This window comes from Ferrovibrio sp. GW821-FHT12E11 (assembly GCF_058806975.1).
Genome location: NZ_JBXAQG010000001.1, coordinates 3038902 through 3065722, shown reverse-complemented (window position 1 = coordinate 3065722; position 26821 = coordinate 3038902). Strand labels below are relative to the sequence as shown.

Genomic DNA, 26821 nt, shown 5'->3' with positions numbered 1-26821 from the left:
ACTCGCTGCCGGTTATATAGGGCCGCTTCCAGCGGCCTGAAGTGCCCTATCCGGCTTAAAAACCGAACATGTGATCGATGCAGAAACTCTCGGCGCCGTTCTGCAGGCCGTGGAAGCCGAACAGACGGCAGCTGGCATCGCGCACCTGGATCCAGGCGCCTACGCCGGCGGCCTGGCGTTCGGTTGCGGAAAACGTCTCCGACACCCGGAAGAAGCGCGAGCCGCCATAGGGAATCGCCAGCGGCCGCTCGGCGACCTTCTCGGCCTTGCCGTTGAACAGCGTCAGCGTGGTCTGCGACGCATCCTGGCCGTAGACCTCTTTGGGTAGCGAGGCCGGATAGACCAGATGGCAGATCGCATCGAAGCGCGCCTCGCCCAGACGCAGGAACAGCCGCGTGGTCAGGCCCGGCGGCCGATGGGTGTAGCTCTGCGGCTCGTCGCGATAGGTGATCGGCATATTGTAGATATGCGCGCCGAAGATCGTTTCGGCGGCATGGCCGGAGCTGCGCTGCTCGTACAGGCCGAGCGCATGCAGCCAGCCATCGCCCTCGCCGCCATCGCGGAAGTCGTAGAGATATTCGACATGGCCGTAACCGGAGGGCAGCTTTGCCTTGGCCTCCTGCAGCCAGGCATCGGTATCGACCGGATGCGACTCACGCCGCGCCAACCGGCCCATGAAGCGTTCGGCCGCCACGCTGCCATCGGCATCATGCAGCACCACGCGCACCGGCAGTTCGGTCTGCGCCGTCGACATCGGGGTGGGCAGCGTTACCGTCTTCCACTGGTCCAGCGGCAGCACCGGCAGCGGCATGATATAGCCCTTGCCGAGCAGGGCTTCGAGCTGCGGCAGTTTCGGATCGGCGACCAGGTCGGTGCGTTCGACATTGGCGTGCGCAATACGACGCTTGCCCGCCTTGCCGTTACTCTTCTGCACGATCTCGTAGCGCGGGCGGATCAGGTAGCGCCCGGCCTGCAGCTCGATCTGGTCGGGGAATTTCGCGTTCGGCAGCAAGGCGCCGAGATCGACCGGCGCGGTGCCGAAGGGCGGCACTTCGCCGCTCCACCAGGCGATATCCTGCGAGCCGACGAGATTGACGCCGAGACCGCCGGACGGGATCGCCACCGGATGGCTGTTCTGCACCCAGAGCAGCAGGCGCTCGCCGTCTTTCGGCGCCGGCACGCCCGCGTAAAGATCGGCCGGCCAGGCATTGGCATCGTGGCTGCAGCTCAGTTGCCGTCCCGAATCCGAGAAGCAGTCGAGCGCGTATTTCACCACGTCATGACCCTTGATGCGGATCGCATGGATGAACAGCGAACCGGCAAAATCCTTGAGCCCGAAGCGCTGCTTCACATCGCGGCTGTCAATCTGCACGGCATGAAACGCGCCGGACAGCGGCTCGGTCCACTCCGCCAGCACGGCGCCATCGGGGCCGAAGAGGCAGAGCCAGAGTGCCGGATCGGCGGCGCCATAGCCGCTCCAGTAATTGCCGGTGACTACCTGCGTATGCAGGGCGTCGCCATCCTCGCCGGCATCCTCGCGCAGGAAAGCGAAGTTGGTGGCGAAGTTGATCGGATCGAGATAGCGGCCCGGACTGGACAGCCACTCTTTCGGCAGGCGCATGGCATCGAGGGTGAAGACCGTGCAGCCCGGCGGCAGCAGGCGGGCGATCTGCGCCTTGTGGATCTCGGCATCGAAGGCCGTGATCAGCAGGGCATCGGGTTTGAGCGCGGCGATCGCGGTGATCGGCTGGGTCGGCAGGCCGAGGCGGGTCTGGCCTAAGTCTTCCACGCGCTGCACGAAGACGCCGGCGAGATTGGCGCGCGGGATCGGGAAGAAGGTGTCGAAATGGGCGGCGGCCGGCTGCGGCTCGGGGTCATAGACGGCGAGGCGCTGGAAGCCGGCGAGATCGGCGGCGAGCTGGCGGCCGAGGGCTGCGGTCTTCGGATGGCCGAGCGCCTTGAACAGGCTGTGGCCGCCGAAATTGTTGCCGGGCCGCCAGCCGTTCCTGGCATCGGCATTGGTGAAGGTGTCGATTTTCAGCGCCATCTGATCCGCGCGGCCCGAGGCCGTCTCAAAATGCCGGTGCCCCCGCTCCGGCCGGTGAAGGACCCTGCTTTAGCATCTGGGCCGGCCGGTTGGAATCGGCTTGGGCGAGCCAAGGCGGCCGGCGATTGACTTATCGCAACCTGTGGCGCCCGGCAGCAGCCCGTGGCAGCCGCAAAACCTGCCAACTGGCGCCATCCTGAGCCTAACCGGACCATGCCTGGCCACCCTGAGCCAAACTTTGCCAAACCGGGCCATCCTGGACCGTCCTGCGCCTTCCTGAGCCCACCCCTTTTTCTCATAAACACCGGTTTACCGGCATAAATGCGGTGCGCCATCGCTCTGGAGCCTGCGAAACGCGATTCACGATGCCCAACAACAGCCATTCTCCTGCCAGCGGAGAGGTCCGGGCAGTCGAGATTTAGAACATATATCGTACATTTATGCAGGAATAAAGTCAAATTCCAACTCGGGTAATTTTATGTCCACCCTGCCCCTTGGATTCTTGCGAGTTTTTATAATATTATTGCGCAAACCTCCCAAACGAGAAAACTTATGCAACGCGTGAAGCTCGACCTCATCGACCGCAAGATTCTGACCGACCTGCAGGCGGACGGCCGCATGACCAATGTGGAGCTGGCCCAGCGGGTCGGCATCTCGGCCCCGCCCTGCCTGCGCCGGGTGCGCGCGCTGGAGGAGGCCGGCTATATCAAGGGCTATCACGCCGACCTCAATCCGCAGCAGCTCGGCTATGGCGTGACGGTGTTTGCCATGGTGGGCTTAAGCAGCCAGGCCGAGCATGACCTGGTGGCCTTCGAGCAGACCGTGGCCGGCTGGGCCCAGGTGCGCGAGTGTTTCATGCTGGCCGGCGAGAACGATTTCATCCTGAAGATCGTGGCCCGCGACTGGGACGCCTACCAGACCTTCCTGACCAAGGAACTCACCGCGCTGACCAATGTGGCGCATGTGAAGACCGCGCTGACCATCCGCTGCTCGAAAAGCGAACCCGGCGTGCCGGTGGACATGCCGGCGGAGGAACACGCGGCGGAGTGAGGGTTAAGTAAAACAACCATCACGTAAGAATACGACGGCAAAAAAATCAAACCGTGCCTGATGGGGGAAATAGTGCCAACGCAGATTGAGACTCGTATTCTCGCTGGTGCCGTCAAAGCACAGCGGAACTACCTTAATATGACCAGCTACTGGCTCGACCACGCGCCAGAGTCATTCATCAATGTGCACGTCGGGCTGTCTGTCGCCGAAGGCGAGTATTATGCCAACGTTGATACGTCCGTAAAAAAGCTCAACAAGGACATACAGAAAAAAGGATCTGGTGCAGGACGGAAGCTTCGCTTCGAAAAAGAGCGTCCAGATATCGCTATTTGGTATAAATCCAGGAATGAGCTGGCCGCGATTGTCGAAACTAAAAAGGCTTTCAACGGCGGCGTTCTCGACACGGATATCAAAAAACTAAAGCGGCATCTCAATCATCGCCATTCCGCAAGCCGCGGCTATCTGCTTGTTTTTACCACCAGCGGCAAAATGAGTTCCGACAAATCGGACACTGCAATCGTGTGCGACGTGCTTTCCGACAAACTTGAACGTTGGGGCGAAAAACCCGGCATTAAGCTTGTTGCATCGCATGTCTGCGGCAATAAGGACACTTGGTACAACAAGAAGACGGGTCGCCACTGGGGCTGGGCGATCGGTCTGTACCGTTACGTCCAGTGATTAGGCCAAGAGAACAGACAATGCAGAAGCGTCGCTCCCGCACTCTGCAGAACATGAAATTCTGAAAGAAAAGAAGTTGGCGTCCCCACGGGGATTCGAACCCCGGTTTGCGCCGTGAGAGGGCGCCGTCCTGGGCCTCTAGACGATGGGGACCCATAAGTCGCAGCGGGCTAAGCCCGCGCGAGGTCGCACCAGATACAGGAGGCCTCCCCGCCGCGCAAGGGCTTTCGAGCCCAGGCGGCAAATATGCCCGGTCTGCCAGCGGTTTGGCTGCACCGGCCCGGGGCTAATGCTGAGTCCCGCCAAGGCCTTGGACCCATGGCGAAATTGTTAAACGAGACGCTTGCATCGGACTCTTGGCTGGGTATAGTGCGCGCCTGCAACCGGCACCCCGCCGGTTGGTCGGTTTCAGGGCCTGCCCGAAGCCGTCGCCGGGTCTCCCGGCCACACCGGTTTACCGGCGCCGAGCGGGCGTAGCTCAGGGGTAGAGCACAACCTTGCCAAGGTTGGGGTCGAGGGTTCGAATCCCTTCGCCCGCTCCAATTTCTCTCCCAGACCAGATCAACCACCAGAACGGCCCGGTCCCTGCCGCCGGCCACGCTTTTGTGTCCGCGTTACCACCCGCCTGCCGCTACACTTGCGCCAACGGCCATCCGGCCGGCGGGAGGACTGAATGCGCGCCTTGCTGATGCGTGCGGCCATGCTGGCTGCGCTGAGCCCGATCCTGACCCTGATGACAAATGCCATGGCGCAGTCTTCGCCGCCGCCGCTGAATGAACTGGCCCCGAAAGGTCCGGTGAGGGTGGCGATTGCCTATTCGCCGGCGCCCTCGGCGCTGTATGTGGTGAAGGACGGCGAGCGCTTCAAAGGCGTCACCGTCGATCTCGGCACGGCCATCGCCGCCAAGGCCGGGCGGCCGGTGCAGTTCGTGGCTTACGCCTCCACCGGCGAGATCACGGCGGCGGCCGATACGGATGCCTGGGACGTTACCTTCATGCCGCATGATGCGGCGCGGGCGAAGCTGGTGGAGTTCGGCAACGGCTATCACCTGCTGCAGAGCACGCTGCTGGTGGTCGAGCGCGCCAAAGCCAGCACACTGGCCGAGATCGACCGGCCGGAGATCCGCATCGCCGGCGTGGAAGGCACGGCGACGGCGCGGGCGGCGATGGCGCATTTCAAGCAGGCGAAAGTGGTGAGCGTGCGCGGCGTGGATGATGCCGTGGCGCTGGTGCAAGCCGGCGGCGCCGAGGCCATCGGGCTGTCGCGCGAATCCCTGGTTGGCCTGGTGCCGAAACTGCCGCGCTCGCGCGTGCTGGAGGAGGGTTTCCTCAACACGCTGACCGCCGTCGCCGTGCCGCGCGGCCGGCCGGCGGCGCTGGCCTTCGTCAATGCCGTGATCGAGGAAGAAAAAGCCCGGGGCAATGTGCGCCGCTCGCTGGATGCCATGGGACTGACCGCATCGGTGGTGGCCCCGGCCGGGATGAAGCCGTGACGCGCTATCACGTGCCTGCGGTGCTGTCGCCGCGCAGCCTGGGCGTGCTGCTGCTGAGCCTGGCCGTCTGCTTCGCGGTATCCGCCGGTGGCGGCGCGATCACCTCGGGATCGGTGAAAAGCTGGTATCCCGGCCTGATCAAGCCGCCGCTCAATCCGCCCGACATCGCCTTCCCCATCGTGTGGACCCTGCTGTTCGCCATGATGGCGGTGGCCGCCTGGCAGCTCTGGCGCCAGGCCGGCTGGCCGCGCGCCCGCGGCGCCTTCACGCTGTTCGGGCTGCAGCTTGGCCTGAACCTCGGCTGGTCGGCGCTGTTCTTCGGGCTGCAGAAGCCGGGCCTGGCGCTGATCGAGATCGGCCTGCTGTGGCTGGCGATTGCCGCCACGATCCAGGCCTTCCGCTCGCATGAGCCGCGGGCGGCGTGGTGGCTGCTGCCCTATCTGGCCTGGGTCAGCTTCGCGGTCTACCTGAATGCCGGGATCTGGTGGCTTAATCGTTAAAGCGGCGCTGCATCGATTCAGGGCAGTCCGTACCCGTCCTGCCCGCGATGGATGCAGCGGCCCCGGCTTTTGCCGGTCTGTTCACGAGTCCGCGCCTTCGCCGCCATGGCACGAATCCTGCTGATCCTTCCCGTCAGTGACTGACAGAGGAGGATCTCGCCGTGAGCATCAAGCGTCCGCCTGTTTCCGCGACCCCGGCCGAAAAGACCGTTCGCGCCGCCAGCCGTTTCACCCGCCGCACCCTTTTGAAATCCACGGTTGCCGCCGGCGGCATCGCCGCCATGGGGCCGTGGTTCGTGCAGGATGCGCTGTCGTCGTCCGGCAGCCTGAGCCTGCTGCACTGGGATGACGAGCTGCCCGATCCGGTGATCCCGGATTTCGAGAAGAAGACCGGCATCAAGATCAACAAGACGCCCTTCTCGCAGAACGAAGAGCAGATCAACAAGCTGCAGGCCACCGCCGGCATGGGCTTCGATCTGTGCCAGCCGACGCGCGACCGCTCGCCGCAGTTCAAGGACCTTGGCCTGCTGCAGCCCTTCGACACCAACAAGCTGAAACTCGACGGGTTGCTGCCGGCGATGCTGGAAGGCTCGACCAGCGTCTGGACCTGGGACAGCAAGCTCTATCACGTGCCGCATTGCTGGGGCAGCGAGGCGATCTCGTGGCGCACCGACCTGGCCAAGCTGGATTACAAGACGCTGTCCTACGGCACGCTGTGGGACGACGAATACAAGGGCAAGGTGCAGGGCCGGCCGCATTCGCTGCTGCTCAGCATCGGCCTGTGGTGGGACCGCACCGGCAAGCTCCCCTCCAACCGCATGATGGACGCCTTCAAGGACGAGGCGAGCATGAAGAAGATCTACGACCAGATCCTGGTCTTCGCCATCAGCAAGAAGCCGTGGATCAAGCAGTTCTGGGATTCGGCCGACAACACCAAGTCGGGCTTCATGGAAAACGGCGTCGTCATCGGCCAGACCTGGGACGGCCCGGCGCTGTCGCTGAAGAAACAGGGCAAGCCGGTCTCCTATATGGCGCCGCAGGAAGGTGCGATTGCCTGGCTCGACGGCTGGGCCATGCCGACGGGCGCAAAAAACATCGCCCAGGCCTATGAGTGGATCAACTACCTGCATTCGGCCGAGGTCTCGGCCAAGGTGGCGGACGGCTCGGGCTACAACCCGGTGGCCAAGGGTGCCGATGCCCTGCTGTCGGATGTGGCGAAGAAGAACTTCACGGAAGCCTTCCCCGACGACGCCACCACCAAGCTGTGGCATCGCCCGCCGGAGCCCTCGTGGTTCGCCGAGCTGCGCACGCAGTATGCCGAGAAGTTCAAGGCAGCTTAAGTCCATGGCGCCGGCCGCAATGCCGGCGCCGCTTTTTTTCCGATTTGTGATCCGTCCCGCATGACCGCAGCCATAACCCTGGACCATGTCAGCGTCCGTTTCGGCGACTTCACCGCCGTCGATGACGCGTCGCTGGAGATCGCGCCGGGCGAATTCTTTTCCTTCCTCGGCCCGTCGGGCTGCGGCAAGACCACGCTGTTGCGCACCATTTCGGGCTTCGTCGATCCAAGCCAGGGCCGGGTGCTGCTGGACGGCCGCGACATGCAGGGCATCGGGCCCAACAAACGCCCGACCGCGCTGATCTTCCAGAACCTGGCGCTGTTCCCGATGATGAGCGTGGCCGACAACATCGCCTATGGCCTGCGCGTGCGCGGGCTCTCAAAGCGCGAGCGCACCAAGAAGGTCGACGCGCTGCTCGACCTGATCGCCCTGCCCGACCAGGGCAGGAAGCGCGTGGATGAACTGTCGGGCGGCCAGCGGCAGCGCGTGGCGATTGCCCGGGCGCTGGCGGTCGAACCCAAGGTGCTGCTGCTGGACGAGCCGCTCTCGGCGCTCGACCTCAAGCTGCGCCAGCATATGCGCAACGAGCTGCGCGCCATCCAGCGCCGCGTTGGCATCACCTTCATCTACATCACCCATGACCAGGGCGAGGCGCTGACCATGTCGGACCGCATCGCCGTGATGGATCGCGGCGTGATCCAGCAGGTCGGCGACGGCCGCAGCGTGTACGAGGCGCCGCGCACCGCCTTCGTGGCCAGCTTCGTCGGCGAGAACAACGCCTTCATCGGCAAGGTGGTCGCGCAAGAGTCCGGCATCGCCACGGTGGAAACGCCGCTGGGTCCGTTGCGCGGCCGCAATGCGCGCGGTCTGGTCAACGGGTCCGAGGCCGTGCTGTTCGTGCGGCCGGAGGTGCTGCGGCCCAATCCGCCGGCCGACCATCAGTGGATTCCCGGCCGCATCGCCGATATCGCCTATGAGGGCAACCTCACCCATGCGACAATGGCCGCCGGCGAGACGGCAAAAGTCGTGATGACCTTGGCGCGCGCCGATGCCAATGCGGTGCCGGCCATCGGCACCGAGGCCGCCATCGGCTACCGGCCGGAGGATGCGCTGGTGCTGCCGCGCGAAGGCTTCGGGGCCGCCTGACCATGCACGGCTCTCCTCATGCATAGCAGTGTCGGCCACAGCCTGATCCTGGCCCTGCCGCTGGTGGTCACGGCCGGCTTCGTGCTGCTGTCGATCCTGGAACGCCGGCGGCTCGGCGCGCTGGCGCCGGTATCCTTCTGGCGCCGCAACGGCATCGCCATTTCCAGCTACCTGGTGCTCGCCGTCGGCCTGTGGACCGTCATCATGATCGTGCTGCCGCAGCTCTACATGATCGATCTCTCCCTGCGCCCCAAGCTGCCGCCGGCGCAGACCGGCGGGCCGAAGGATGTCTACACGCTGGAGAATTACCGCTATTTCCTCTACGGCTCGACCACCTCGACGGCGAACTGGAACACCACGCATATCAAGGCATTTTTCCTCACCATCGGCGCCAGCACCGCGGTCACCATCCTCAACTTCATCATCTGCTATCCGCTCGCCTTCTACATGGCGCAGGTCAGCCCGAAGGCGCGCGTGCGGCTGTTCATGCTGCTGCTGATCACGCCCTACTGGGTGAATGAAGTGCTGCGCGCCTTTGCCTTCCGCGTGCTGCTGGGCAGCCAGGGCGCCATCAACATGGCGCTGCTGAAACTGGGCCTGATCGACCAGCCGATCGATTTCCTGGGGTTGGATGTCGGGCTCTATGCGGGCCTCGCCTATGCCTATCTGCTGATGATGATGTTCTCGCTCTACAATGCCATCGAGAGCCTGGACAAGAACCAGATCGAGGCCGCCCGCGATCTCGGCGCGCCCTGGTGGTATATCCACTGGTCGGTGGTGATGCCCCATGCCAAGCCGGGCATCGCATCGGGCGCCACGCTGGTCTTCATGCTGAATGCCGGCGCGCTGGCCGCCCCGCTGGTCCTTGGCGGTCCGCGCACCCTGTGGTTCACGCCGATCGTCTACGACCGCTTCTACCAGGCCTTCAACTGGCAGCAGGGCGCGGCTTACGCCTTCATCCTGCTGCTGGCCTGCGTGGTCTTCGTGCTGCTGGTGCTGCGCGTCTTCAAGGTCGGCCTGGGCGAGATCGCGCGATGAGCAGCCGCGGCATTATCAAGCTCTCTACTTGGCTCTACATCAGCCTGTTCTTCCTTTATCTGTTCGGCCCGCTGGCGGTGATGGGTGTCACCGCTTTCAACAGCTCGTCCTATCCGCAGATCTATCCCTTCGAGAGCTTCACGCTGAAATGGTTCGGTGGCCTGCTGAACGACGCCGACATCATGTACGGGCTGCGCAACTCGCTGTGGATCGGTTTTCTGGTGGTGCTGGTTTCCGTACCTGTGGGACTGGCCGGCGCCATCCTGATGACCCAGGTCTATGCCCGCGCGCGCTCGTTCTACTACCTGATCGTGGTGTCGCCGGTGCTGACGCCGGGCGTCATCATCGGCATTTCCACCGTGATCTTCTGGCGCGAGATGACCGGCGCCACCGGCACGCGCTTCCTCTATGACGGCACGCTGATGACCGTGGTGGCGCAGGCGAGCTTCATCTCGGCCTATACCATGCTGATCTTCCTGGCGCGGCTGCAGCGCTTCGACCGCGCGCAGGAGGAAGCAGCGCTGGATCTCGGCGCCAGCCATCCGCAGGTGTTCCTGCATATCCTGCTGCCCTTCATGCGGCCGGCGATCCTGTCGGCGGCGGCGCTCGCCTTCCTGTCGTCGTTCGAGAACTACAACACCACCACCTTCTCGATCCTGGCCGACAAGACGCTGACCACCGTGCTGGCCGGCCGGGTGCGCCAGGGCACCACCCCGGCGATCAGCGCGCTGGCGGTGCTGATCATCGCCGTCACCCTGCTGGGCGCCATCGCCTACGAGCTGGTGAAACGCCGGGAAGAGGCCGCCAAGGCCGCCCGCCTGCGGCTCGCCCAGCAGGAAGATGACCGCAGTCTGACCGGAAACCGGGCTTCCGCGGCGAACTGACCGGCAACACCGCCCGCCCGGCATTGACGCCGCCCCGGCAGGTTCTTAAGTCTGGTCCCATGATCCAGGAAATGAGCCAGCGCAGCCGCGACATCCTGCGGCTTGTGGTCGAGACCTATATGACGACCGGAGAGCCGGTCGGCTCGCGCTTCCTGTCGAAAAAGCTCGAACACCGGCTGTCGCCGGCCAGCATCCGCAACACCATGGCCGATCTGGAAGAGGCCGGGCTGCTCTACGCGCCGCATACTTCGGCCGGCCGCCTGCCGACCGAAAGCGGCCTGCGGCTGTTCGTCGACGGCCTGCTGCAGATGGGCGACCTGACACAGGACGAGCGCAGCTCCATCGAGGGCCGCGTCGCCGCCTCGAACCGCGGCTTCCAGGAAGTGCTGTCCGAGGCCACCGGCGTGCTGTCGGGCCTGTCGGGCCATGCCGGCCTGGTGGTGGCACCCAAGGTGGACACGCCGCTGCGCCATGTGGAATTCGTGCCACTGGGTCCGGGCAAGGCGCTGGTGGTGATGGTCTCCGACAACGGCCAGGTCGAGAACCGCATGCTGGATATCCCGAGCGGCTTCACGCCCGAAGCGCTGGCCGAAGCGGGGCAGTTCCTGTCGCAGCGCCTGAAAGGCCGCACCATCGGCACCGGGCGCAGCGAGATCCTGAACGAACTGGAGCAGCGCCGCGCCGAACTGGATCAGCTCTCGGCCCGCGTGGTGGAAGCCGGCCTCGCGGTCTGGGGCGGCGAGCCCGAGCGCGGCACCCTGATCGTGCGCGGCAGCGCCAACCTGCTGGACGACGTGGCGGCCATCGCCGATCTCGAGCGCATCCGCAATCTGATGGAAGAGCTGGAGAATACCGAGGAGATGCTGCGGCTGATCGAACTCACCCAGGGCGGCGAGGGCGTGCGCATCTTCATCGGCTCCGAAAACACCCTGTTCCGCCGCGCCGGCTGTTCGCTGATCGTGGCGCCGCTGCAGAACCAGCAGCAGCGCATCGTCGGCGCCATCGGCGTGATCGGGCCGACCCGGATGAATTATGCCCGCGTGGTACCCATGGTGGACTTCACCGCCCAGGTGGTCGGGCGACTTCTCGGTTAAAAAACGGCGGATTATACGCCCACCCCTTTTAAACCGGCCCAATCATCCGTATATCCGGGCCTTCGCATATGCAGGGGCCTCTAACGAGACGCCAAGATGAGCCAGAACGACAACGACCGTATCGAACCCACGCTGCACACCGGCCCCCAGTCCGGTGCCGCGCCGCAGAACACCGCTGCCGATTCCGCTGCCGCGCCCGACGACCAGCTCGCCAGGGTGCAGGCCGAGGCCGCCGAGCTGAAGGACCGCCTGCTGCGCCAGGCCGCCGATACGGAAAACCTGCGCAAGCGCCTGGACCGCGAGAAGGAAGATGCGATCAAGTTCGCCTCGGCCAAATTCGCCAAGGACATCCTGAGCGTGGCCGACAACCTGCGCCGCGCCCTGGAAAACGTGCCGAAAGCCGAAGCCGAGGCCAGCGAGCCGGTGCGCAACCTGGTGGCCGGCATCGAGGCAACCGAGCGCGAGCTGCTGAACGTGTTCGAGCGCCACGGCATCGCCCGCATCGATCCCAAGGGCCAGCGCTTCGATCCCAACCTGCATCAGGCGATGTTCGAGATCGAAGATCCGAGTGTGGCCAGCGGCACGGTGCTGCAGGTGATCGCCGCAGGTTACGTGCAGCAGGGCCGCCTGCTGCGCGCCGCCATGGTCGGCGTTTCCAAGGGCGGGCCGCAGCCCGATGCCCAGGCCGGCCAGACGGTCAACACGCAGGCGTAGTTCTTTCGCCGGCTTTTCCCGCACCCGCTGCTAACGATTGCGTCTGTCGTCACACCACTCGACAAATCGCGGCAAACATCCGCGATTGTCAAAAAAACGCAATCTGCCTGACCGATAGTCGCCCGGTGAAACCGGGGGACGGCAGTGGATATGTTCACATCCGAGGCGCTTGAGACGATCGGCACGGTTGCCGTGCCCTTGCCGCCTGTGTCGGCCACCATGCGCTGCGAGGATGTCGACCGCCGCTTCCAGGGCGATCCTGATCTCGGCGCGCTGGCGGTAGTGGATGGCACGCGGCCCGTCGGCCTCATCAACCGCTATGATCTGATCACGCAGCTCTCCCGCGATTACGGCCGCGCGCTCTATGCCAAGAAGCCGGTGGCCGACCTGATGGACCGCAATCCGCTGATCGTGGATGCCAGCATCAGCGTCGACAAGCTGGAGAGCCTGATCGCCGACGAGCATCAGAGCGCGCTTTTACGCGGCTTCATCGTCACCCGCAGCAACCGCTATTACGGCGTCGGCACGGCGCTGTCGCTGCTGCAGCTCGGCATGGCGCGCAGCGAGCGCCGCAACCGCGCGCTCGACCGCGCCCGCCAGCAGGCCGAGGAAGCGTCACTGAGCAAGACGCGTTTCCTGGCCAATATGAGCCACGAATTGCGCACGCCGCTGAATGCCATTATCGGTTTCGCCGAGATCATCCATAAGGAAATCTTCGGCCCGCTGGGCAACACCCGCTATGGCGAATACGTCAACGACATCCTGTCCAGCGGCCAGCATCTGCTGGGCCTGATCAACAACATCCTCGACATGTCAAAGATCGAAAGCGGTAGTTGGCGCATCCAGCCGGAAATGACCGATCCGGTGGAAATCATGGAAGCCTGCATCCGCACCTTCCGAGAACGCGCCGAAGGCCGCGGCGTGTTCATCTCCATGGCCGTCGATGCCCGGCTGTTCGAGGGCTTCGTCGACCGCCAGGCGCTGCGGCAGATCCTGCTCAACCTGATTTCCAATGCGGTGAAATTCACCCCGAGCGGCGGCCGCATCGAGGTCGGCGCGAAGCCGGCCGACACCGGCGGCTTCCATATCTGGGTCAGCGATACCGGCATCGGCATCGCGCCCGAGCATATCCCCACCGTGCTGGCGCCCTTTGGCCAGGTGGAAAACGACCTGACCCGGCAATACGAAGGCACCGGCCTCGGCGTGCCGCTGGTGAAATCCCTGATCGAGATGCATGGCGGGCGCTTCGAGATTCACTCCGTGCCGGGTGAAGGCACCACCATCCGCGCCCTGTTCCCGCCGCCGCCCGGCGAAGCGCAGGCCGGCGGCGTCATGGCGGCGCTGACGGGCGGGTCACCCGCCGCAAGGTGAGATTGATGCGGCCGCCGCCGGGCAGCAGGCGGCTGGTGCCCGGCATCACCCGGTCGATACCGTGATAGGCCAGCCGCGCGGCGCCGCCCAGCACCAGCACATCGCCCGATGCCAGCTTGAAGGATCGCGTTGGATCTTTCCGCGCCGTACCGCCGAGGCGGAACAGCGCATCGTCGCCCAGCGAGATCGACACCACGGGCGCCGTCATCGCCGCCTCGTCGCGATCCTGGTGCAGGCCCATCTTCGCCTGCCCGCCATAGCGGTTGATCAGGCAGCATTCCGGTGCATGGTCGTAATCGGCCACCGCCCACCAGATCGAGAGAATCTCGTCCGGGATCGCCGGCCAGGCCTGGCCGGTCTGCGGATGCTGCGGAATATAGCGGTAGCCGGCATCCTTGTCGGAATACCAGCCCAGGCTGCCGGCATTGCTCATCGCCACGCTCATCGCCTTGCCGGTTTTCGGCATCGTGGCGTGATAGGGCGGCGCGGCCTGCAGCAGCCCGAGCACGGCCTCGGTCAGCGCACGCTGGCGCGTCCGGTCAAGCAGACCGGGAAACAGGCGGAAACCATCAAGCGACTCGCGGGCGGGCATGCCCCTGAATCTGGCGCACGCCTGCCCGCTGTCTAGTCTCAGGCGAGGTCGGCCGACTGGATGCGCTTGACGCCGGCAGTCTTCATGGCGGTCCAGGATTTCGCCAGCGAGCCCTGGGCGTCGATGCCGCGGCAGGCATCCTCGATCACATAGGTCTCGAAGCCCTGCTTGCGCGCATCCATGGCCGTCCAGGCGACGCAGAAATCGGTGGCGAGGCCGACCACGAAGACGCGCTTGATGCCGCGATGCTTGAGATAGCCACCCAGCCCCGTCGTGGTCTTGCCATCGGCCTCCATGAACGCCGAGTAGCTGTCGACATCCTTGTGGTAGCCCTTGCGGATCACCAGCTGCGCATGCGGGATGGCGAGATCCTTCACCAGCGAGGCGCCTTCGGTGCCCTGCACGCAATGGTCGGGCCACAGCACCTGGCTGCCATAAGGCAGCTTCACGGCCTCGAAGGGCTTCTTGCCGGCATGCTGCGAGGCAAACGACACATGGTCGGCGGTATGCCAGTCCTGGGTCAGCACCACATTCTGGAAGCCCTTGGCGATCTTGTTGATCAGCGGCACGATCACATCGCCCTCCTTCACCGCCAGGCTGCCGCCCGGCACGAAGCAGTTCTGCACATCGACCACGATCAGCACGCTCTTGCCGCCAGCCGAAACCTTGCCGGCCGCAAAGGCCATGCCGCTCGATCCCAGCAGCCCGGCCGAGAGCGCCGCTCCACCCAGACCCATCATCATCTGACGCCGATTGACCATGACGCACCCCCGCGTTTGTTGCTTGGCTGGGCCTAGCAAACGCCGTTTGTATGTAGACGTCCAATGCTTTTTTCGCTGCCCGGTTTTTCGGCGGACTGCCCGCGGCGTCAGCCGTTTTTGCGCGCCATCCGCCAGGAATGCCCGCTGTAAACGAACAGCGCGCCCCAGATGCAGGCAAAGGCGACGGCATGCACCATGGTGAAGGCCTCGCCCCACAGCAGCACCGCCAGCAGGAACTGCAGACTCGGCGACAGATACTGCAGCAGGCTCATGGTGGCGACGCTGAGCCGCCGCCAGCCGGCCGCGAACAGCACCAGCGGCGCCGCCGTCACCGGACCGGCCAGCAGCAGCAGGACATGCGTCCAGCCATCGGCAACGCCAAACGTGCCGGTTCCTGCCGCGCCGAGCCAGAACAGGTAGCCCAGCGCCACGGGCAGCAGCACCATGGTCTCGACGGTCAGGCCGATCAGGCTGTCGACGGGGAAGCGCTTGCGCAGCAGGCCGTAGAACCCCCAGGTGGCGGCGATCATCAGCGACAGATAGATGGCCGAGTCGGCGGTGCCGACCAGCAGCACGGCGACGCCCAGGCCGGCCAGACCGAAGGCGCCCCACTGCACCCGGTCCATGCGCTCCTTCAGCACCACGCGGCCGAGCAGCACGGCGAACAGCGGATTGATGTAATAGCCCAGGCTGCAGGCCATCACCTGGTTGCGGTCGATCGCCCAGACGAAGATCAGCCAGTTGATCAGCAGGAACACCGCCGTGCCGGCCAGCACCAAGCGTAACTTTGGCGTAAACAGCACCCGCAGCCATTCGGCCCGTTTGCCAAAGGCCAGCACCAGCCCCAGGCAGAGCAGGCAGGACCACAAAACCCGATGGGCGTTGAGTTCCAGCGTGGGCACCCCGGCGGCACCGGCGGCCTTGAAATAAATGGGTGAAATTCCCCAGAGAAAATAACCACCTAGACCGCAGGCCACGCCGGCCCAGAGGCCAGGCGCGGCAGCCGGGGGCATGGCAGTGGTCGGGGGGACGGGCGGAATCGGCGCGGCGGTACTCTTGGACATCGGTTCCAGGGGTCTTTCAGGGTTTCCTCGGTCAGGGCCGGCGACCGGAAAACCCCGGCTGCGCCCTGTTTTTCTGGACATTTTTTCGGTCCACCCGTTGCGGGACGGGGGGGCTCCTCTTACATACCCCGCGAACGCTTGAACCAAAAGGGGTCCGCCCCGGCGCTTCCTGCCGAAGGCCGTCTCGGATCGCCGCATAAAGGAGTGAGACTATGGCCAAAGTCATTGGCATCGACCTGGGTACCACCAATTCCTGCATCGCCATCATGGATGGCAAAAATCCGAAAGTGATCGAGAACGCCGAAGGCGCGCGCACCACGCCGTCGATGGTTGCCTTCTCCAAGGACGGCGAGCGCCTTGTCGGCCAGCCGGCCAAGCGCCAGGCGGTCACCAATCCGGAAAACACGCTCTTCGCCGTGAAGCGCCTGATCGGTCGCGCCTACAGCGATGACGCGACCCGCCGCTTCACCGAAATGGTCCCCTACAAGGTGGCCAAGGGCGACAACGGCGACGCCTGGGTGGAAGTCCAGGACAAGAAATACAGCCCGAGCCAGGTCTCGGCCTTCATCCTGCAGAAGATGAAGGAAACCGCCGAGAGCTTCCTCGGCGAGACCGTCACCCAGGCCGTCATCACCGTGCCGGCCTACTTCAACGACGCCCAGCGCCAGGCGACGAAAGACGCCGGGCGTATCGCCGGCCTTGAAGTGCTGCGCATCATCAACGAGCCGACGGCCGCGGCGCTGGCCTATGGCCTCGACAAGACCAGCGATGGCAAGAAGATCGCCGTCTACGATCTTGGCGGCGGCACCTTCGACGTCTCGATCCTGGAGATCGGCGACGGCGTCTTCGAAGTGCGCTCGACCAACGGCGACACCTTCCTCGGCGGCGAAGACTTCGATCTGCGCATCGTCGACTATCTGGCGACCGAGTTCAAAAAAGAGCAGGGCATCGACCTGCGCAACGACCGTCTGGCGCTGCAGCGCCTGAAGGAAGCCGGCGAAAAGGCCAAGATCGAGCTGTCGTCGGCGACGCAGACCGAAATCAACCTGCCCTTCATCACCGCCGATGCCTCGGGTCCGAAGCATCTGGTGATGAAGCTGACCCGCGCCAAGCTGGAAGCCCTGGTCGATGACCTGATCCAGCGCACCGTCGAGCCCTGCAAGAAGGCTCTGAAAGACGCCGACCTGTCGGCCGGCGATATAGACGAAGTGGTGCTGGTCGGCGGCATGAGCCGCATGCCCAAGGTCATCGAGGTGGTGAAGCAGCTGTTCGGCCGCGAGCCGCACAAGGGCGTCAACCCGGATGAAGTGGTTGCCATCGGCGCTGCCATCCAGGCCGGCGTGCTGCAGGGCGACGTCAAGGACGTGCTGCTGCTCGACGTCACGCCCCTCTCGCTCGGCATCGAGACGCTGGGCGGCGTGTTCACCAAGCTGATCGAGCGCAACACCACGATCCCGACCAAGAAGAGCCAGGTCTTCTCCACCGCCGAGGACAACCAGGGCGCAGTGACGATCCGGGTCTTCCAGGGCGAGCGCGAGATGGCCGCCGACAACAAGATGCTGGGCCAGTTCGACCTGGTCGGCATCCCGTCGGCGCCGCGCGGCGTGCCGCAGATCGAGGTCACCTTCGACATCGACGCCAACGGCATCGTGCATGTCTCCGCCAAGGACAAGGGCACCGGCAAGGAACAGCAGATCCGCATCCAGGCCTCGGGCGGTCTCTCGGAAGACGACATCAAGAAGATGGTGCGTGACGCCGAGGAGAATGCCGCCGAGGACAAGAAGCGGCGCGAGGCTGTGGAAGTGAAGAACCAGGCCGAAGCCCTGATCCACACCACCGAGAAGACCATCGCCGATCTGGGCGACAAGGCTCCGGCCGCTGAAAAGACCGAAGCCGAAGCCGCCATCGTCGAGCTGAAGAAGGCGATCGAGGAAAACGACAGCGACGGCATCAAGGCCAAGGCGACAAGCCTGAGCCAGATCGCCATGAAGCTGGGCGAGGCCCTGTACAAGAGCCAGGAAACGGCCGGCGGCGATGCCGGTCAGCCTGGCAGCGAACAGCCGGCCGGCGCCTCGGCCGAACCGAAAAAGGAAGACGGCATCGTCGATGCCGACTTCGAAGAAGTGAAAGACGACAAGAAAAAGAAGTAACACCGGGCAACCGGAGAGCCGGGCGCCGCCAACCATGCGGCGCCCGGTTTCGCTTACGGGGCCATATGGCCTGTGGGGAATGGGCCTGAGCCCGGGACTGATTGAATGGCGAAGCGCGATTATTACGACGTCCTTGGCGTTGCGAAGACCGCCAATGCGGAAGACCTGAAAAAGGCTTTCCGCAAACTGGCGATGCGGCATCATCCCGACCGCAATCCGGGCGATGCCGAAGCCGAGCACAAGTTCAAGGAAGTCAGCGAAGCCTACGAAATCCTCAAGGACGACCAGAAGCGCGCGGCCTATGACCAGTATGGCCATGCCGCCTTTGAGGGCGGCCGTGGCGGCGGGCCGGGCGGCGGCGGCTTCGACTTCACCTCCTTCTCCGACATCTTCGACGACCTGTTCGGCGAGTTCATGGGCGGCGGCGGCCAGCGCGGCGGACGCGGCAATGCCAATCGCGGCTCCGACCTGCGCTACAATCTCGAAATCACCCTGGAAGACTGCTATCGCGGCAAGGCGGCCCAGATCCGCGTGCCCACCTCGATCTCCTGCGAGTCCTGCGACGGCTCGGGCGCCGAGGCCGGCGCGCAGCCGATCGCCTGCCCCACCTGCAAGGGCCATGGCAAGGTGCGCGCCCAGCAGGGCTTCTTCACCATCGAACGCGCCTGCCCCACCTGCGGCGGCGCCGGCCGCGTGATCGAAAAGCCCTGCAAGGTCTGCGGCGGCGCCGGCCGCGTGCACAAGGAAAAAACCTTAAGCGTCGACATCCCGCCGGGCGTGGACGAGGGCAACCGCATCCGCCTGTCCGGCGAGGGCGAGGCCGGCATCCGCGGCGGCGCGGCCGGCGACCTCTATGTCTTCCTGAGCGTGCAGCCGCACCGGCTGTTCCGCCGCGAGGGCCAGCATCTGCATTGCCGCGTGCCGGTCTCGATGACCACGGCAGCGCTGGGCGGCAGCGTGGAAGTGCCGACGCTGGACGGCGGCAAGGCCCGCATCACCATTCCCGAAGGCAGCCAGACCGGCAAGCAGTTCCGCCTGCGCGGCAAGGGCATGCCCTCGCTGCAGCAGTCGGGCTTCGGCGCCGGCCATGGCGACCTCTATATCCAGGTGATGGTGGAAACGCCGGTGAAGCTCTCCAAGAAGCAGCGCGAGTTGCTGGAGGAATTCGCCAAGCTGGACGGCGAGGAAAGCAGCCCGGAAAGCACCGGCTTCTTCGACAAGGTGAAGGAGATGCTCGGCGGCAAGGCCGAGTAAGCGGGGCCGAGTAGCCCCTCGCCTTTTGGCCTGCTAGACTGCCGGCCTGTTTCGCCAGTCTGCACGGGGAAGTCTCATGTCCGCAGTTCGCATCGGCATCGTCGGCATTGCCGGCCGCATGGGCCAGGCCATGGTGCGCGAGATCGCCAACACGCCGGGCGCCGAACTCGGCGGCGGCACCGAGCGCCCCGGTTCTGAATTCCTCGGCAAGGATCCCGGCCTGATCGCCGGCAGCGGCGCCACCGGCGTGGCCATCATCGACGATGCCGCCCAGATGTTCGGCACGGTGGATGCCGTGCTGGATTTCACCATCCCGGCGCTGCTGCCGCAGCATGCGGCTTTGGCGGCCCAGGGCAGGACCGGCTATATCGTCGGCACGACGGGACTGGAGCCCGAGCATTTCGAGGCGCTGAACAAGGCCTCGCATCACTGCGCCGTGGTGCAGAGCTACAACATGAGCCTGGGCGTCAACCTGCTGGCCGGCCTGACCCGGCAGGTGGCGGCCTCGCTCGGCGAGGACTGGGATATCGAGATCGTCGAGATGCATCACCGCATGAAGGTGGATGCGCCATCGGGCACCGCCATCATGCTGGGCGAGATGGCAGCCCTCGGCCGCGGCAAGCCGCTGGAACAGATCGCCGACCGCGGCCGCGACGGCATCACCGGCGCCCGCAAGAAGGGCGATATCGGTTTTGCGGCGCTGCGCGGCGGCAATGTCGCTGGCGAGCACAGCGTAATCTTTGCCGCCGACAACGAACGCATCGAGCTGACCCACAAGGCGACCGACCGTGGCATCTTCGCGCGTGGCGCGGTGCGCGCGGCGATGTGGACCAAGGGCAAGGCGCCGGGCTTCTACCGCATGGCCGACGTGCTGGGGCTTTAACGGCCGGACTGTTTGCGGCTTAGGCAGTTTCCAGCGGCCGCAATCCGGCATCAGGCGGCTGGCGCCAGCGCCACAGCGCCTCACGCAGCGCTTCCGCCAGCACCCGGCGTTCATGGGGGCTGAGGAACGCACCCAGCGTCAGCGCGCGGCCATGGCTCCAGACCCGCAGCTTGGCGCTGTCATCCTCGTCATCGCATTCGACCCGCAGCCAGTAGGGCTGCAGGCGCCAGATTTTCTCGCGGCCATGCAGGTCGGTGCGGCGGACCACCAGCGCCTCGCGTTCCAGCCGGATATATTCCCGCGCCCGGGCCTGGCGATAGCTGTATTTGAAAGCGAGCCAGACCAGCACGATATCGGCGCCGCAGAAGGCGAAGATCGGCCAGGCGCCGAGCAGCCAGAAGGCCAGGCCGGCGGCGAAATTCACCAGCGCGACAAAGGTGATGAGGATGATAAAGCCGCGCGGCCCGAGCGAGCGGTGCGGCTTCAGCATGATCTCGAAAACCGGCGGTTCGGCGGCCTGCGGCGTCTGCATGGGCCGCAGGCTAGCGCCAGCGGACCAATCCGCCAAGCGAAAGCCGAATGGATCGCCCGTGACCCTCGGGGCCGGGTCGATTATACTCGTGAAATCAACATCTTCAGGACCCTGCCCGCCATGACCAGCCTTGCCCCGACCGTTACGCTTGCCGATGTGCGCGCCGCCGCCGAGCGCATCCGCGGGGCCGTGGCGGAAACGCCCTGCCAGCATTCGCGCACGCTGTCGGACCTGACCGGGGCGCAGGTCTGGCTGAAATTCGAGAACCACCAGTTCACGGCGAGCTTCAAGGAGCGCGGCGCGCTGAACAAGCTGCTGCAGCTCTCCGAGGCCGAGCGCAAGCGCGGCGTGATTGCCATGTCGGCCGGCAACCATGCCCAGGGCGTGGCCTATCATGCGGGGCGTCTGGGGATTCCCGCCACCATCGTGATGCCGAAGATCACGCCCTTTGTGAAAATCCGCCATGTGCGCGCCTTCGGCGCCCAGGTGGTGCTGGAAGGCGAGACGCTGGCGGAATCCGCCGAGAAGGCCCATGCGCTGGCGGCCGAACAGAATCTGGTTTTCGTGCATCCCTATGACGATCCCGCCATCATCGCCGGCCAGGGCACGGCGGTGCTGGAGATGCTGCAACAGGCACCGAGCATCCAGGACCTGCTGGTGCCGGTCGGCGGCGGCGGGCTGATCGCCGGCATCGCCACCGCGGCGAAATCGCTGAAGCCCGATCTGCGCATCTTCGGCGTCGAGGGCGAGCTTTACACCGCGATGTACCAGCAGATGCACAACCTTCCCGTCAGTGTCGGCGGCATCTCGATTGCCGAGGGCATCAGCGTGCGCGATATCGGCCATGCGCCGATGGATGTGGCGCGCCGCCTGGTGGACGACGTGCTGATCGCGCGCGAGGCCGATATCGAACGCGCCATCGTGGCGCTGGTGGAGATCGAGAAGACCGTGGCCGAGGGCGCGGGTGCTGCCGGCCTTGCCGCGCTGATGACCCAGCCGGAACGGTTCCGCGACCGCCATGTGGGCGTGGTGATCACCGGCGGCAATATCGATACCCGTCTGCTGGCCAGCATCCTGATGCGCGGCCTGGTGCGCGACGGCCGGCTGGCCCGCATCATCGTCACCACCGACGACGCGCCAGGCCGGCTGGCGAAAGCCTCCGGCGTGATCGGGGCGGCGGGCGTGAATATCGTGGAGGTGGCGCATCAGCGCCTGTTCACCCTGGCCTCGGCCAAATCGACCGAGATCGAATTCGTGGTGGAAGCCCGCGACCGGGCGCATCTGGAAGACCTGCTGAAGGCGCTGGCCGCCGCCGACCTGCGCGCCAAGATCGCCGAGGCGGACTGACCTTTCCGTTAGGGCATATTTGCCCGCTCCCGCAAAACCCGGCTATCCTCCCGGCAAAGATAACAGGAGGAAGCCATGGCCCGCGTAGCCAACAAAGTCGCGCTGATCACCGGCGGTGCGTCCGGTCTGGGGAAAGCCACGGCCGAGCTGCTGGCGGCCGAAGGCGCGAAAGTCGCCATCGCCGACCGCAACCTGGATGGCGCCCGCGAAGTCGCCGACAAGATCGGCAAGAACGCCATCGCCATCAGCCTGGATGTCACCAGTGAGCAGCAGTGGATCGCGGCGCTGGATGTGGTGGACGCCGCGTTCGGCAAGCTGAACGTGATGGTGCATTCCGCCGGCGTCGGCGTGATGAAAAGCGTGGAAGACATCAGCGTCGAGGAATGGCATTTCGTCCATAATGTGAACCTGCACGGCCCCTTCCTCGGCATCAAGCACGGCCTGCCGCGCATGAAGGCCCATGCACCGGGCTCGATCATCATCATCTCGTCGGTCTCGGGGATCATCGCCGGCCATAACATGTCGGCCTACAACACCTCGAAGGCCGCAGCCCGCATGCTGGCCAAGACCACGGCGCTGCATTGCGCCAAGCGCAAATACGACATCCGCTGCAACTCGGTGCATCCCACCTTCATCGACACGCCGATGGTGCAGAGCATGATCTATGCCGGCGGCGACCCCGAGGAGCGCCGGCGCAAGCTGGAGGCGCAGGTGCCGCTCGGCCGTCTGGGCGAGCCGATCGACGTCGCCAACTGCATCCTCTATCTGGCCTCGGATGAATCGAAATTCGTCACCGGCACGGAATTCGTGCTGGATGGCGGCATTACCGCGCAGTAACTGTCCGAACCAACCGGGGTGACGGTGCCCTGTGGCCGCCGTCACGCAGAAGCATCTGGTCAGCGCTGGCGACGCGCGGCATAGTAAGACGCATGGATTCTGCCGCCCATCCTGAGTCGCCCGCCATCCTGGTGATCGTTCACCAGGAAAGCTCCGATCCGGGCCGCATCGGCGAGATGCTGCGCAGCCGCGGCTATCACCTCGACATCCGCCGGCCCTGCCTGGGCCAGGAGCTGCCCGGCAGCATGGACAACCATGCCGGCTGCGTGGTGTTCGGCGGGCCGATGTCGGCCAATGACGATCATCTGGATTTCATCCGCCGCGAGCTGGAGTTCATCCCCAAGGCGGTGGCGAGCGGCAAGCCCTATCTGGGCGTCTGCCTCGGCGCCCAGCTGCTGGCGCGCGCCGGCGGCGCCAAAGTGGCGCCGCATCCCGATGGCTGGCACGAGATCGGCTATTACCCGGTGAAGGCGACACCGAAAGGCCGCGCGCTGTTTCCCGAACAGCTGCATATCTTCCAGTGGCATGGCGAGGGTTTCGAGCTGCCGCGCGGCGCCGTGCGGCTGGCCGCCACCGGCTGGTTCCCCAACCAGGCCATGCGCATCGGCAACACCGCCTTCGGCCTGCAGTTCCACCCGGAAGTGACGCCGGTCGTGATGGAACGCTGGGCCAAGATGGCCGGCCATCGCCTGGTGCTGCCGGGCGCGCAGGCGCGCGACCTGCTGCGCGCCAACTGCGCCAAATACGATGCCGGCATCGCCGCCTGGCTGGACGGCTTCCTCACCCGCTGGCTGGATACCCGCTCAGGCGTCGCGCACAAGAACCGCGGCAAAGAAGCCGTCGGTGCCATGGCGGCCGGGTGACAGGCTGAGATAGGGCCCCGGCACCGGACAGGCACCGCCAATGGCCTCGGCCCAGGCCTGGGTCACCGACACGATCCTGAACTCCGGATGGCGCTTCATGAAGGCGTCGACCTGGTCCTCGTTCTCCGGCTTCAGCACCGAACAGGTGACATAGACCAGGCGGCCGCCGGGCTGCACCAGCCTGGCGGCGCGATCCAGAATCTCGGCCTGGCGCGGCACCAGCTCGTCGAGGTCGCGCTGCTCCAGCCGCCATTTGGCATCCGGTTTGCGCCGCCAGGTGCCGCTGCCGGTGCAGGGTGCATCGACCAGCACGCGGTCGGCCTTGCCGGCCTGGCGCTTGAGCCATTTGGTTTCCAGCTCGCGCGTCTCGGCATTGTGCACGCCGGCGCGACGCAGCCGCAGCTTGGCCTGGGTGAGGCGGCCGACATTCACATCCATTGCCACCAGGCGGCCGTTGTTCTTCATCGCCGCCGCCAGCACCAGCGTCTTGCCGCCGGCGCCGGCGCAGAAATCGACGACGAATTTCGCGTCTTTCGCATCGACCAACTGGGCGGCGAGCTGCGAGCCCTCGTCCTGCGGCTCGACCAGGCCATCGGCATAGCTTTGCGTGTTGTTGGCATAGGCGCGCGGCGACAGCCGCAGGCCCATCGGCGAGAAGGGCGTCGGCTGACTCTGCAGCCCTTCCGACTGCAGCCGGGCGCTGGCCGCCGGCCGCGTGGTCTTCAGGATATTGACGCGCAAATCCAGCGGCGCCGGGCGCAGCATCGCCGCCAGTTCCAGTTCCAGATCGGCGCCGAAACGCTGCTTGAGCAGCGGCATGATCCATTCGGGCACGCTGGCGCGCGCCGACTGCGGCATGTCGGGATGTTCCAGCGTATGGCCTTCCAGCCGGCGCAGCAGCGCCTCGATGGCGTCATCGGGCGGGAACAGCGGCAGCAGGCCATCGGTCTTGGCGCCCATCTGCAGGATGCGATAGGCGGCCAGCCGCAGATGATTGTCGGGCGGCAGCGCGGTTTTCCCCTGCGTGATCCACCAGTCGATGCGGCCGCGCAGGCGCAGCACATCCTCGCTCAGCTGGATCAGCGCATCGCGCTCGGCTTCGTCGAAGCCGCGATGATGCTCGCGCATCCATTTGTGGCGCACGCGGTCGGCCGGCTCGCGGCTGGACGAGATCGCGTCCAGCAGGGCGATGGCGCCCTCGGCCACCTTGCGGCTGCCCATCGGGCGCAGATTGCTGGTGCGGGCCGGTTTGCCGGCGCGCTCCGGACGATCCGGGCGGAAGGCCGAGCGCTCTTCCCAGCGACCCCGCTCTCCATGGCCCCGCTCTCCATGGCCACGGTCTCCATGGCCACGGTCTTCGCGGCCCCGGTCTTCGCGACGCGGACGCTCGTCGCGGGTCTCGCGTTCACCACGGCCATCATCGCGGGCGGGCTTGCCGCCGAAACTGCGGCCGCCCGGATGACGGTCGTCGGGATGGCGCGTATCGGGCTTGGGCCGTTTCTGCGGCCGGTCGGTGCGGTGGCCGTCGGTGCGCGGCTCTTCCACGGCACGCTGCGGCGCGGGTCGCTCCGGGCGGCGGTCGGGCTTCTGGCCCGGTTTGCCGCCGGGCTTGAAGCTGGCCGCTTTGGCGCCGGGCTTGAACCCGGCCTTGGCGCCAGGTTTTGCACCGGGCTTGCCGGGACGATCCTGGGCGGGCCGACCCTCGGCGGAACGGCTGGCGGACGGACGAGCAGAAGCCGGGCGAGCGGAAGCCGGGCGACCGGAGGACGGGCGGCTCGAAGACGGGCGGCCGGACGGAGGGCGACCAGAGGGCGGACGGGGCACGGCGAGGCTCTGTGTTGGGAAATTATGGCCCTGTCATAGGCCCCGGGCGGCCCCGCCACAAGCATCTATGCCGGCGGGCGCCCCATGCTAAGCTGGCGGCAACCTTTTCCCTTAACCCGTGTTCATCCCATCGTGACTGCCTCCCCTCGCCCGCGCAGCGGCTACCGCCTGGCCGACCTGACCTGGACCGAAGCCGCCGACCTGCTGGGCGACAATTTTCCGGTTGTGATCCCCATTGGCGCGGCGAGCCGGGCCCATGGGCCGCATCTGCCGCTGGGCACCGACCGGCTGGTGGCGGAGGCCGTGGCCGAGCGGCTGCTGGCCAGCCTGCCGGTGCTGGTGGCGCCCAATATCGGCCAGGGCTTCCATCCGGCCTTCATGGATTACCCGGGCAGCCAGCATATCGAGGCCGACACCTTCCAGGCGCTGGTGGTCGAGATCGTGGAAGGCTATCTGCGCCATGGCGCCGAACGCATCCTGATCCTCAACAACAGCATTGCCGCCGAAGCACCGCTGAAGCTGGCCGCCCAGACCATCCTGCAGCGCCACGGTATCCGCATCGCCACCGCCGACCTGCCGCGGCTGGGCAGCCAGATCGCCTCGACCGAGGACCTGGACGAGCGCGAGACCTCGCTGATGCTGGCGATTGCGCCGGCGCTGGTGCGGCTCGACCGCCTGGGCCAGACCGCGGACGAAGACGACGATGACGACGGCCTGGCCGAGGAACCGCAGCTGTTCAGCCTCCGGCTGCCGATGCGCTTCACGCCGGAAGAACGCCCCGGCGGCCTGCTGAACCGCACCGGCACGACCGGCGATGCGAGCACGGCCACGGCGGAAAAAGGCGAGCAGCTGCTCGCCGCCATCGTCGACGAGATCACCGTCGATATGCGCCAGCTCTGGCCGGACCTGTAATTTTAAGAATTCAGACGATGCGCAGGTTGCGCGCGTTGTTGCGCAGCTTCAGATCGTTGACCGCGACTTCCATCACATTGATGGCGCGCTTCACTTCATCGAGCTGCGCCTTCATCTCGGTGATGTCGCTCTTGATGTCGCTCAGCTCGCCATAGGTGAGCTGCGAGGCGCGTTCGTTCTCGGCGAAGAATTTGTTATAGGCGGCGAACTGCTTCTCGATGCCGCCCATGCGGGTTTCCAGCGTGATGCGGATCTGGCTGATGCGCTGTTCGAAATTGCCCAGATGCAGCAGCAGCCATGCGCCCAGCCAAAGCAGGATCACACCGCCACCCATCACATACAGCCAATCGTTCATGCATCACCTTCCGGTATCCGCGCTGCACCAGTATAGCTCCGGCGCGTTATCGCAGCGTAAACAGGATATAGGGTGAAAAGGTTTCCGCGCAAT

Annotated in this window: 25 protein-coding genes and 2 tRNA genes; 19 read left to right on the top strand and 8 right to left on the bottom strand. The window is 65.6% G+C overall.

The genetic code is table 11. The annotated features are described in order from the left end of the window. Positions 1–55: 55 nt before the first annotated feature. Positions 56–2047 (bottom strand): hypothetical protein, encoded by a 1992-nt coding sequence (locus AC1ROT_RS15235; protein ID WP_493000012.1) that lies wholly within the window; start codon positions 2045–2047, stop codon positions 56–58. A 552-nt stretch (positions 2048–2599) separates the two neighbouring features. On the opposite strand from AC1ROT_RS15235, the gene AC1ROT_RS15230 reads away from it, so the two are divergent. After that, positions 2600–3097, top strand: coding sequence for an Lrp/AsnC family transcriptional regulator (locus AC1ROT_RS15230; protein ID WP_492971726.1), 498 nt, complete (start codon positions 2600–2602; stop codon positions 3095–3097). A 138-nt stretch (positions 3098–3235) separates the two neighbouring features. Continuing rightward, positions 3236–3775: a hypothetical protein gene (locus tag AC1ROT_RS15225; RefSeq protein WP_493000010.1), complete on the top strand. Its 540-nt coding sequence runs from the start codon at positions 3236–3238 to the stop codon at positions 3773–3775. A 77-nt stretch (positions 3776–3852) separates the two neighbouring features. Here AC1ROT_RS15225 and AC1ROT_RS15220 read toward each other — a convergent pair. Next, positions 3853–3928 (bottom strand) — tRNA-Glu (locus AC1ROT_RS15220). Between the two features lie 314 nt (positions 3929–4242). Between AC1ROT_RS15220 and AC1ROT_RS15215 the strand changes: the two genes are divergently transcribed. The 10 genes from AC1ROT_RS15215 to AC1ROT_RS15170 all read left to right on the top strand — a co-directional run bounded on the left by AC1ROT_RS15215 (position 4243) and on the right by AC1ROT_RS15170 (position 13354). Beyond that, positions 4243–4317 (top strand) — tRNA-Gly (locus AC1ROT_RS15215). Positions 4318–4448: 131 nt separating this feature from the next. After that, positions 4449–5267, top strand: a complete 819-nt coding sequence (locus AC1ROT_RS15210) for a transporter substrate-binding domain-containing protein (protein ID WP_493000008.1) — start codon at positions 4449–4451, stop codon at positions 5265–5267. Further along, positions 5264–5767, top strand: coding sequence for a TspO/MBR family protein (locus tag AC1ROT_RS15205; RefSeq protein ID WP_493000006.1), 504 nt, complete (start codon positions 5264–5266; stop codon positions 5765–5767). Before AC1ROT_RS15210 ends, AC1ROT_RS15205 begins: the two co-directional genes overlap by 4 nt. 161 nt (positions 5768–5928) lie before the next feature. Next, on the top strand, positions 5929–7107 hold the full coding sequence (locus AC1ROT_RS15200; protein ID WP_493000004.1) for an extracellular solute-binding protein: 1179 nt from the start codon (positions 5929–5931) through the stop codon (positions 7105–7107). 60 nt (positions 7108–7167) lie between these two features. Further along, entirely contained in the window at positions 7168–8253 is a 1086-nt protein-coding gene (locus AC1ROT_RS15195) for an ABC transporter ATP-binding protein (protein WP_493000002.1), read from the top strand. 18 nt (positions 8254–8271) lie between these two features. Beyond that, entirely contained in the window at positions 8272–9291 is a 1020-nt protein-coding gene (locus AC1ROT_RS15190; protein ID WP_493000000.1) for an ABC transporter permease, read from the top strand. Beyond that, positions 9288–10175, top strand: a complete 888-nt coding sequence (locus tag AC1ROT_RS15185; protein ID WP_492999998.1) for an ABC transporter permease — start codon at positions 9288–9290, stop codon at positions 10173–10175. The genes AC1ROT_RS15190 and AC1ROT_RS15185 overlap by 4 nt, the downstream gene beginning before the upstream one ends. Positions 10176–10234: 59 nt before the next feature. After that, the gene (gene hrcA / locus AC1ROT_RS15180; RefSeq protein ID WP_492971736.1) at positions 10235–11269 is read left to right on the top strand and encodes a heat-inducible transcriptional repressor HrcA; all 1035 of its coding nucleotides are present in this window, start codon (positions 10235–10237) and stop codon (positions 11267–11269) included. 96 nt (positions 11270–11365) lie between these two features. Next, positions 11366–11983, top strand: coding sequence for a nucleotide exchange factor GrpE (gene grpE / locus AC1ROT_RS15175; RefSeq protein ID WP_492999996.1), 618 nt, complete (start codon positions 11366–11368; stop codon positions 11981–11983). 150 nt (positions 11984–12133) lie between these two features. Beyond that, positions 12134–13354 (top strand): sensor histidine kinase, encoded by a 1221-nt coding sequence (locus tag AC1ROT_RS15170; protein WP_492972208.1) that lies wholly within the window; start codon positions 12134–12136, stop codon positions 13352–13354. Here the strand turns inward: AC1ROT_RS15170 and AC1ROT_RS15165 are convergent. The 3 genes from AC1ROT_RS15165 to rarD all read right to left on the bottom strand — a co-directional run bounded on the left by AC1ROT_RS15165 (position 13314) and on the right by rarD (position 15720). Then, entirely contained in the window at positions 13314–13946 is a 633-nt protein-coding gene (locus AC1ROT_RS15165; RefSeq protein ID WP_492999994.1) for an alpha-ketoglutarate-dependent dioxygenase AlkB family protein, read from the bottom strand. The two genes, AC1ROT_RS15170 and AC1ROT_RS15165, sit on opposite strands and share 41 nt — an antisense overlap. Positions 13947–13984: 38 nt before the next feature. Continuing rightward, positions 13985–14707: a bifunctional nicotinamidase/pyrazinamidase gene (gene pncA, locus AC1ROT_RS15160; RefSeq protein WP_492999993.1), complete on the bottom strand. Its 723-nt coding sequence runs from the start codon at positions 14705–14707 to the stop codon at positions 13985–13987. Between the two features lie 107 nt (positions 14708–14814). After that, positions 14815–15720: an EamA family transporter RarD gene (rarD, locus tag AC1ROT_RS15155; RefSeq protein WP_492999991.1), complete on the bottom strand. Its 906-nt coding sequence runs from the start codon at positions 15718–15720 to the stop codon at positions 14815–14817. A gap of 263 nt (positions 15721–15983) precedes the next feature. Here rarD and dnaK point away from each other — a divergent pair, with 263 nt between their 5' ends. The 3 genes from dnaK (at position 15984) to dapB (ending at position 20058) form a co-directional block, all read left to right on the top strand. Next, positions 15984–17921 (top strand): molecular chaperone DnaK, encoded by a 1938-nt coding sequence (dnaK, locus tag AC1ROT_RS15150; protein WP_492999989.1) that lies wholly within the window; start codon positions 15984–15986, stop codon positions 17919–17921. A gap of 105 nt (positions 17922–18026) precedes the next feature. Next, positions 18027–19175, top strand: coding sequence for a molecular chaperone DnaJ (gene dnaJ / locus AC1ROT_RS15145; protein ID WP_492999987.1), 1149 nt, complete (start codon positions 18027–18029; stop codon positions 19173–19175). Between the two features lie 76 nt (positions 19176–19251). After that, positions 19252–20058, top strand: a complete 807-nt coding sequence (dapB, locus tag AC1ROT_RS15140) for a 4-hydroxy-tetrahydrodipicolinate reductase (RefSeq protein WP_492999985.1) — start codon at positions 19252–19254, stop codon at positions 20056–20058. A gap of 19 nt (positions 20059–20077) precedes the next feature. On the opposite strand, the gene AC1ROT_RS15135 is transcribed toward dapB, so the two are convergent. Next, positions 20078–20590, bottom strand: a complete 513-nt coding sequence (locus AC1ROT_RS15135) for a DUF2244 domain-containing protein (RefSeq protein ID WP_492999983.1) — start codon at positions 20588–20590, stop codon at positions 20078–20080. Positions 20591–20710: 120 nt separating this feature from the next. On the opposite strand from AC1ROT_RS15135, the gene AC1ROT_RS15130 reads away from it, so the two are divergent. The 3 genes from AC1ROT_RS15130 (at position 20711) to AC1ROT_RS15120 (ending at position 23637) form a co-directional block, all read left to right on the top strand. Next, positions 20711–21937 (top strand): threonine ammonia-lyase, encoded by a 1227-nt coding sequence (locus AC1ROT_RS15130; protein WP_492971745.1) that lies wholly within the window; start codon positions 20711–20713, stop codon positions 21935–21937. 75 nt (positions 21938–22012) lie between these two features. Continuing rightward, on the top strand, positions 22013–22774 hold the full coding sequence (locus tag AC1ROT_RS15125) for a glucose 1-dehydrogenase (protein WP_492971746.1): 762 nt from the start codon (positions 22013–22015) through the stop codon (positions 22772–22774). Between the two features lie 92 nt (positions 22775–22866). Then, positions 22867–23637: a glutamine amidotransferase-related protein gene (locus tag AC1ROT_RS15120; RefSeq protein ID WP_492999981.1), complete on the top strand. Its 771-nt coding sequence runs from the start codon at positions 22867–22869 to the stop codon at positions 23635–23637. Here AC1ROT_RS15120 and AC1ROT_RS15115 read toward each other — a convergent pair. Beyond that, the gene (locus AC1ROT_RS15115; RefSeq protein WP_492999979.1) at positions 23578–25461 is read right to left on the bottom strand and encodes an RsmB/NOP family class I SAM-dependent RNA methyltransferase; all 1884 of its coding nucleotides are present in this window, start codon (positions 25459–25461) and stop codon (positions 23578–23580) included. The genes AC1ROT_RS15120 and AC1ROT_RS15115 overlap by 60 nt on opposite strands. Positions 25462–25593: 132 nt before the next feature. On the opposite strand from AC1ROT_RS15115, the gene AC1ROT_RS15110 reads away from it, so the two are divergent. Next, on the top strand, positions 25594–26373 hold the full coding sequence (locus AC1ROT_RS15110) for a creatininase family protein (protein WP_492999978.1): 780 nt from the start codon (positions 25594–25596) through the stop codon (positions 26371–26373). A 10-nt stretch (positions 26374–26383) separates the two neighbouring features. On the opposite strand, the gene AC1ROT_RS15105 is transcribed toward AC1ROT_RS15110, so the two are convergent. Then, positions 26384–26728, bottom strand: coding sequence for a hypothetical protein (locus tag AC1ROT_RS15105; protein WP_492971750.1), 345 nt, complete (start codon positions 26726–26728; stop codon positions 26384–26386). Positions 26729–26821: the final 93 nt, after the last annotated feature.

Excerpts from the sequence above, each read along its gene's own strand:
- pncA (WP_492999993.1), bottom strand. The coding sequence starts at position 14,707 with ATGGTCAATCGGCGTCAGATGATGATGGGTCTGGGTGGAGCGGCGCTC.
- AC1ROT_RS15120 (WP_492999981.1), top strand. The coding sequence starts at position 22,867 with ATGGATTCTGCCGCCCATCCTGAGTCGCCCGCCATCCTGGTGATCGTT.
- dnaJ (WP_492999987.1), top strand. The coding sequence starts at position 18,027 with ATGGCGAAGCGCGATTATTACGACGTCCTTGGCGTTGCGAAGACCGCC.
- AC1ROT_RS15130 (WP_492971745.1), top strand. The coding sequence starts at position 20,711 with ATGACCAGCCTTGCCCCGACCGTTACGCTTGCCGATGTGCGCGCCGCC.
- AC1ROT_RS15135 (WP_492999983.1), bottom strand. The coding sequence starts at position 20,590 with ATGCAGACGCCGCAGGCCGCCGAACCGCCGGTTTTCGAGATCATGCTG.
- AC1ROT_RS15235 (WP_493000012.1), bottom strand. The coding sequence starts at position 2,047 with ATGGCGCTGAAAATCGACACCTTCACCAATGCCGATGCCAGGAACGGC.
- AC1ROT_RS15195 (WP_493000002.1), top strand. The coding sequence starts at position 7,168 with ATGACCGCAGCCATAACCCTGGACCATGTCAGCGTCCGTTTCGGCGAC.
- hrcA (WP_492971736.1), top strand. The coding sequence starts at position 10,235 with ATGATCCAGGAAATGAGCCAGCGCAGCCGCGACATCCTGCGGCTTGTG.
- AC1ROT_RS15165 (WP_492999994.1), bottom strand. The coding sequence starts at position 13,946 with ATGCCCGCCCGCGAGTCGCTTGATGGTTTCCGCCTGTTTCCCGGTCTG.
- AC1ROT_RS15185 (WP_492999998.1), top strand. The coding sequence starts at position 9,288 with ATGAGCAGCCGCGGCATTATCAAGCTCTCTACTTGGCTCTACATCAGC.
- AC1ROT_RS15170 (WP_492972208.1), top strand. The coding sequence starts at position 12,134 with ATGTTCACATCCGAGGCGCTTGAGACGATCGGCACGGTTGCCGTGCCC.
- dnaK (WP_492999989.1), top strand. The coding sequence starts at position 15,984 with ATGGCCAAAGTCATTGGCATCGACCTGGGTACCACCAATTCCTGCATC.
- AC1ROT_RS15210 (WP_493000008.1), top strand. The coding sequence starts at position 4,449 with ATGCGCGCCTTGCTGATGCGTGCGGCCATGCTGGCTGCGCTGAGCCCG.
- AC1ROT_RS15190 (WP_493000000.1), top strand. The coding sequence starts at position 8,272 with ATGCATAGCAGTGTCGGCCACAGCCTGATCCTGGCCCTGCCGCTGGTG.
- AC1ROT_RS15225 (WP_493000010.1), top strand. The coding sequence starts at position 3,236 with ATGACCAGCTACTGGCTCGACCACGCGCCAGAGTCATTCATCAATGTG.
- dapB (WP_492999985.1), top strand. The coding sequence starts at position 19,252 with ATGTCCGCAGTTCGCATCGGCATCGTCGGCATTGCCGGCCGCATGGGC.
- AC1ROT_RS15105 (WP_492971750.1), bottom strand. The coding sequence starts at position 26,728 with ATGAACGATTGGCTGTATGTGATGGGTGGCGGTGTGATCCTGCTTTGG.
- AC1ROT_RS15125 (WP_492971746.1), top strand. The coding sequence starts at position 22,013 with ATGGCCCGCGTAGCCAACAAAGTCGCGCTGATCACCGGCGGTGCGTCC.
- grpE (WP_492999996.1), top strand. The coding sequence starts at position 11,366 with ATGAGCCAGAACGACAACGACCGTATCGAACCCACGCTGCACACCGGC.
- AC1ROT_RS15230 (WP_492971726.1), top strand. The coding sequence starts at position 2,600 with ATGCAACGCGTGAAGCTCGACCTCATCGACCGCAAGATTCTGACCGAC.
- rarD (WP_492999991.1), bottom strand. The coding sequence starts at position 15,720 with ATGCCCCCGGCTGCCGCGCCTGGCCTCTGGGCCGGCGTGGCCTGCGGT.